This is a genomic window from Micromonospora globispora (assembly GCF_003857015.1).
Lineage (GTDB): Bacteria > Actinomycetota > Actinomycetes > Mycobacteriales > Micromonosporaceae > Micromonospora > Micromonospora globispora.
In genome coordinates this window covers 1-5437 of the sequence record NZ_QGGF01000057.1, presented here as the reverse complement: position 1 = coordinate 5437, position 5437 = coordinate 1, and the positions used below count along the sequence as shown (strand labels likewise).

Genomic DNA, 5437 nt, shown 5'->3' with positions numbered 1-5437 from the left:
TCCGCGACGTGGCCCGCCGCCACGCTCACTGCGACTCCAACTGCCGGCGGATCTCGCGGCGGGCCACGTCCCGGACGTGCACCTCGTCCGGGCCGTCGGCGATGCGCAGCGTACGGGCACCGGCGTACATGGCGGCGAGTGGGAAGTCGTCGGAGACCCCGGCGCCGCCGTGCACCTGGATCGCCCGGTCGATCACCTCGAGCGCGACCCGGGGTGCGATCACCTTGATGGCGGCGATCTCGCTCCGGGCGCCCTTGGCGCCGTACCGGTCGATCATCCAGGCCGCCTTGAGGGTGAGCAGCCGGGCCTGCTCGATCGCCATCCGCGACTCGGCGATCTGCTGCTGGACCACGCCCTGCCGGGCCAGTTGCTGACCGAAGGCGACCCGGGTGGTCGCCCGGCGCACCATCAGGCTCAGCGCCCGCTCGGCCAGCCCGATGGAGCGCATGCAGTGGTGGATGCGGCCCGGACCGAGCCGGGCCTGGGCGAGGGCGAAGCCGCTGCCCTCCTCGCCGAGCAGGTTGGTCGCCGGCACCCGGACGTCGGTGAAGACCACCTCGCCGTGGCCGTGCTGGTCGTGGTAGCCGAAGACCGGCAGCGAGCGGACCACCTCGACGCCGGGGGTGTCGACCGGCACCAGGATCATCGACTGCTGCCGGTGGGTGTCGGCCGACGGGTTGGTCTTGCCCATCACGATCATGATCTTGCAGCGCGGGTCGGCGATGCCCGTGGTCCACCACTTGCGGCCGTTGATGACGTACGAGTCGCCGTCGCGCTCAATGCGGGTGGAGATGTTGGTGGCGTCGCTGGACGCCACGTCCGGCTCGGTCATCCCGAACGCCGACCGGATCTCCCCGTCGAGCAGCGGGCGCAGCCAGCGCTCCTGCTGCTCGGCGGTGCCGAACATGTGCAGGATCTCCATGTTCCCGGTGTCCGGAGCCGCGCAGTTGGTGGCCTCGGGGGCGAGCTCGATGGAGCGGCCCATCAGCTCGGCGAGCGGGGCGTACTCCAGGTTCGTCAGGCCGGAGACGTCGGGCAGGAAGAGGTTCCACAGCCCCCGGCGGCGGGCCTCGGCCTTGAGTTCCTCGACCACGGCGGGCAGGTGGTGGCGCTTGCCGGAGGCTTCCAGCTCGGCGCGCTGCGCCGCGTACACGGGCTCGGCCGGATAGACGTGGCTGTCCATGAACTCCTGCAGCCGGTGCAGGTGTTCGGCAGCCCGGGCGCTCGGTTCGAAGTCCATACGATCCTCCCCATTGACGCGCCTGCGACGGCTCGCTAGCGTCGCCGAACATACCGTCCGGTCGGTATGCCGTCCAGGGCTGCCGAGGGAAGTGCTGAGGAGCCCGCGTGAGCGTGATGGACCGGTTCCGCCTCGACGGAAAGGTCGCCGTCGTAACCGGCGCCTCCTCCGGACTGGGCGTCTCGTTCGCCCGGGCGCTCGCCGAGGCCGGCGCGGACGTCGTGCTCGGCGCCCGGCGCGTGGACCGCCTGCCGCACACCGGCAAGCTCGTCGAGGCCGCCGGCCGCCGGTACGCCAGCCGCGCCACCGACGTGAGCCGGCCGGAGGAGTGCGAGGCGCTCATCGCCACCGCGATCGACACGTTCGGCCGGGTGGACGTACTGGTCAACAACGCCGGCGTCGGCACGGCCGTCCCCGCCACCCGCGAGACGCCGGAGCAGTTCCGCTCCGTCGTCGACGTCAACCTGATGGGCAGCTACTGGATGGCGCAGGCCTTCGCCCGAGCCGCCACGCACGGCGGTGCCATCGTCAACATCTCCAGCGTCATCGGCCTGCGCCCGGCCAACATCCCCCAGGCCGCGTACGCGTCGAGCAAGGCCGCCGTCATCGGGCTCACCCGTGACCTCGCCGCGCAGTGGACCGGGCGCAAGGGCATCCGGGTCAACTGCATCGCGCCGGGCTTCTTCCAGTCCGAGATGAGCGACCAGTTGGAGCCGGCGACGTTCGAGATGGTCAAGCAGATCGCCCCGGCGGGGCGCCTCGGCGAGCACGAGGAGCTCGCCGCCACCCTGGTCTGGCTGGCCAGCGACGCCTCGTCGTACGTGACCGGAGTGACCGTGCCCGTCGACGGCGGTCTCGTCATGCCGTGACCCACCACCCGCGACCGGTCCGGCCGGTGGCCGGCCGGGCGCGACCCGCCGCACAGGAGGTGCCGCATGAGCTTCAACCTCGCCACCATCCTCCGGGAGCCCCGCCGGGAGCACCCGGACAAACCGTTGTGCCACCTGGGTGACCTGACCTTCACCTACGCTCAGGTCGACGACATCTCCGGACGGGTCGCGGCCGCGCTGCTGGGCCTCGGGCTGCGCCGCGGCGACAAGGTGGCCGTGCAACTGCCCAACCTGCCGCAGTTCCTCTTCACCTACTTCGGCATCCTGAAGGCGGGCCTGGTGATGGTCCCGCTCAACCCGCTGCTGAAGGCCGGCGAGGTCGCGTACCACCTGGAGAACTCGGACACGAAGGTCTTCGTCACCTTCGAACTCTTCGCCGACGAGGCGGTCAAGGGCGCCGCCGAGGTCGAGGGCGTCACGACGTACGTGGTCAACCTGCCCGGCAGCGACCGGCGACCCGACGGCACCCGGCACTACGACGAGCTCTACCTCGCGGCGGACACCGGGGAGATCGAGCCGACCAACGCCGACGACACCGCGGTCCTGCTCTACACCAGCGGCACCACCGGCAAGCCCAAGGGCGCCGAGCTGACCCACTTCCAGCTCTACATGAACTGCACGGTCGGCGGGGACCTGTTCGGCTTCGCCGACGACGACATCGGCCTGGCCGTCCTGCCGCTGTTCCACGTTTTCGGGCTCTCCAGCGTGCTCAACGTGGCGGTGCGCTACGGCGGCACCATCGTGCTCGTCCCGCGCTTCGAGGTCGAGCCGGTCCTCGACGCGATCGAGCGGCACCGCTGCACGATCTTCTCCGGCGTGCCCACCATGTACTTCGCGCTGCTGCAGGCCGACCTCACCGGCCGGGACCTCTCCTCGCTGCGGGTCGGGGTCTCCGGCGGTGCGGCGATCCCCGGCGAGGTGATCCGGGCGTTCGAGGAGAAGTTCCCCGGCGTGGTGATCCTGGAGGGCTACGGGCTGTCCGAGACGGCCAGCACCACGACCTTCAACATCAGCGCCGAGCAGCGCAAGGTGCTCTCCATCGGCAAGCCGATCTGGGGCGTCGAGACCCGCGTCGTGGACGACCTGGACCGGCCGTTGCCGCCGGGGCCGGAGCACGTCGGCGAGATCGTGGTACGCGGCCACAACGTGATGAAGGGCTACTACAAGGACCCGGAGGCGACCGCCGAGGCGTTCCGGGGCGGCTGGTTCCACACCGGAGACCTCGCGTACGCCGACTCCGACGGCTACCTGTTCATCGTCGACCGGAAGAAGGACCTCATCATCCGCGGCGGGTTCAACGTGTACCCGCGCGAGATCGAGGAGGTCCTCTACGCCCATCCGGCCGTGGTGGAGGCGGCGGTCATCGGCCGCCCCGACGCGAAGCTGGGGGAGGAGGTCGTGGCCGTGCTCAGCGTCAAGCCGGACGCCGAGGTGACCCCGGACGACCTGGTGTCCTACTGCAAGGAGCGGCTGGCGGCGTACAAGTATCCGCGGCAGGTGCGCATCGTCGAGGAGCTGCCCAAGGGCCCGACCGGCAAGCTCCTCAAACGCGAGATCAAGAAGGAGCTGCAGGCATGAGCCCGGTCGCCACCGTCCGCGGGCCCGTCGACGGCGCCGAGCTGGGCCGCACCTACATGCACGAGCACATCTTCACCCTCACCGCGGACGTGCAGCAGAACCACCCGGACGAGTGGGGCAGCGAGGAGGCCCGGGTCGCCGACGCCGTCGAGAAGCTGCGCGCGCTCGCGGCGCAGGGCGTCCGGACCATCGTGGACCCGACCGTGGTCGGCCTGGGCCGCTACATCCCGCGCATCCAGCGCATCGCCGAGCAGGTCCGGGAGTTGAACGTCGTCGTCGCCACCGGCATCTACACGTACGACAGCGTCCCGTTCTACTTCCACCACCGGGGTCCGGCCCTCAACGAGGCGCTCGGCACCGAGCTGCCGGACCCGATGGTGGACATGTTCGTGCACGACATCACCGACGGCATCGCCGGCACCGGCGTGCGGGCCGGCATGCTCAAGTGCGCCATCGACGCGCCGGGGCTCACCCCGGGCGTCGAGCGGGTGATGCGCGCGGTCGCGCGGGCTCACCACCGCACCGGTACGCCGATCACCGTCCACACCCACCCGGAAACCAGGGCCGGCCTGGCCGTGAAGCGGGTGCTCTGCGACGAGGAAGGGGTGGATCCGCGCCGGGTGGTGCTCGGGCACAGCGGCGACACGACCGACTGCGACCACCTGGCGGAGCTGGCCGACGCCGGTTTCGTCCTGGGCATGGACCGCTTCGGCATCAACCTGGCGACCACCTTCGAGGCGCGGGCGGACACCCTGGTGGAGATGTGCCGGCGGGGCTACGCCGACAGCATGGTGCTCTCCCAGGACGCCTCCTGCTACATCGACTGGATCGACCCGGCGGTCATGCCGTTCCTGGCCCAGTGGCACTACCTGCACATCGGCGCCGAGGTGCTGCCGTACGTGCGGGAACGCGGCGTGACGGACGCGCAGATCGAGACGATGCTCGTGGACAATCCGCGCCGCATCCTGGAGACGGGCCAGCCGGGTCCGGCCCCGGTCGCCCCGCAACCGCGAGGCACCGAACCTGCACCTCAAGTGCAATAGTCGCGGCGGGGTCGGGCGGTGCATCGTCGCCGGACCCGGCCCTGCCGTGCCCTCCCGTCCGGCCATCCCCGCACGTCATCGACAGAGTCCAGAGCCGTCGGAGATCACGACGGCGTAACGAAGCATTGACCAGCTCCACTCGAAACGTACACTCCCCGTGTAACAACCAGCCCCACGCTTCGCCCAAGGTCGCACCGCGCATCCCCCGACGCCGCGTCTTTTCCGAGGTGAAGATGAGCGCATCGTCCGGCACCAACGGCATCGAACTGGCACTGCATCACGTGGGCGTCCGGTTCGGCGGGCTGATCGCCCTCGACGACGTCTCCCTGCGGGTACCGCCCGGCGGCATCGTCGGCGTGATCGGCCCCAACGGCGCCGGAAAGACCACCCTGTTCAATGTGGTCTGCGGCTTCGTCGCCCCGACCAGCGGCGGGTTGACCCTCGACGGCGAGCCGTTCCGGCCCCGCCCGCACCGGCTGACCCGCCTCGGCATCGCCCGCACCCTGCAGGGCGTCGGCCTCTTCCAGGGCCTCACCGTCCTGGAGAACGTCATGGCGGGGGCCAACCACGCCGCGCGGGCCGGCTTCGCCGCGGCCCTGTTCGGCCTGCCGCGCAGCGACCGCGACGAACGGCGGCTGCGCCGGCAGGCGCTCGACCTGCTCGCGGAGATCGGCGTCGCGCAGCAC

5 protein-coding genes are annotated in these 5437 nt (G+C 70.9%); 4 read left to right on the top strand and 1 reads right to left on the bottom strand.

Annotation, left to right across the window (positions count from 1 at the left end; translation table 11 throughout):
* Positions 1-25 precede the first annotated feature (25 nt).
* On the bottom strand, positions 26-1240 hold the full coding sequence (locus DKL51_RS01720; RefSeq protein ID WP_109943451.1) for an acyl-CoA dehydrogenase family protein: 1215 nt from the start codon (positions 1238-1240) through the stop codon (positions 26-28).
* A 116-nt stretch (positions 1241-1356) separates the two neighbouring features.
* On the opposite strand from DKL51_RS01720, the gene DKL51_RS01715 reads away from it, so the two are divergent.
* From DKL51_RS01715 to DKL51_RS01700, 4 genes are all read left to right on the top strand, one after another.
* A complete protein-coding gene (locus tag DKL51_RS01715) occupies positions 1357-2109 on the top strand; it encodes an SDR family NAD(P)-dependent oxidoreductase (protein WP_243422257.1) in 753 nt (250 codons plus the stop codon).
* A 66-nt stretch (positions 2110-2175) separates the two neighbouring features.
* A complete protein-coding gene (locus tag DKL51_RS01710) occupies positions 2176-3708 on the top strand; it encodes a long-chain-fatty-acid--CoA ligase (protein WP_109943453.1) in 1533 nt (510 codons plus the stop codon).
* Complete coding sequence (locus DKL51_RS01705; protein WP_109943454.1) at positions 3705-4751, top strand: phosphotriesterase family protein; 1047 nt, start codon at positions 3705-3707, stop codon at positions 4749-4751. The genes DKL51_RS01710 and DKL51_RS01705 overlap by 4 nt, the downstream gene beginning before the upstream one ends.
* A gap of 233 nt (positions 4752-4984) precedes the next feature.
* Positions 4985-5437: ATP-binding cassette domain-containing protein (locus DKL51_RS01700; protein WP_124811653.1), on the top strand; the 453-nt coding region annotated here is incomplete at its 3' end.

Excerpts from the sequence above, each read along its gene's own strand:
- DKL51_RS01710 (WP_109943453.1), top strand. The coding sequence starts at position 2,176 with ATGAGCTTCAACCTCGCCACCATCCTCCGGGAGCCCCGCCGGGAGCAC.
- DKL51_RS01715 (WP_243422257.1), top strand. The coding sequence starts at position 1,357 with ATGGACCGGTTCCGCCTCGACGGAAAGGTCGCCGTCGTAACCGGCGCC.
- DKL51_RS01720 (WP_109943451.1), bottom strand. The coding sequence starts at position 1,240 with ATGGACTTCGAACCGAGCGCCCGGGCTGCCGAACACCTGCACCGGCTG.
- DKL51_RS01705 (WP_109943454.1), top strand. The coding sequence starts at position 3,705 with ATGAGCCCGGTCGCCACCGTCCGCGGGCCCGTCGACGGCGCCGAGCTG.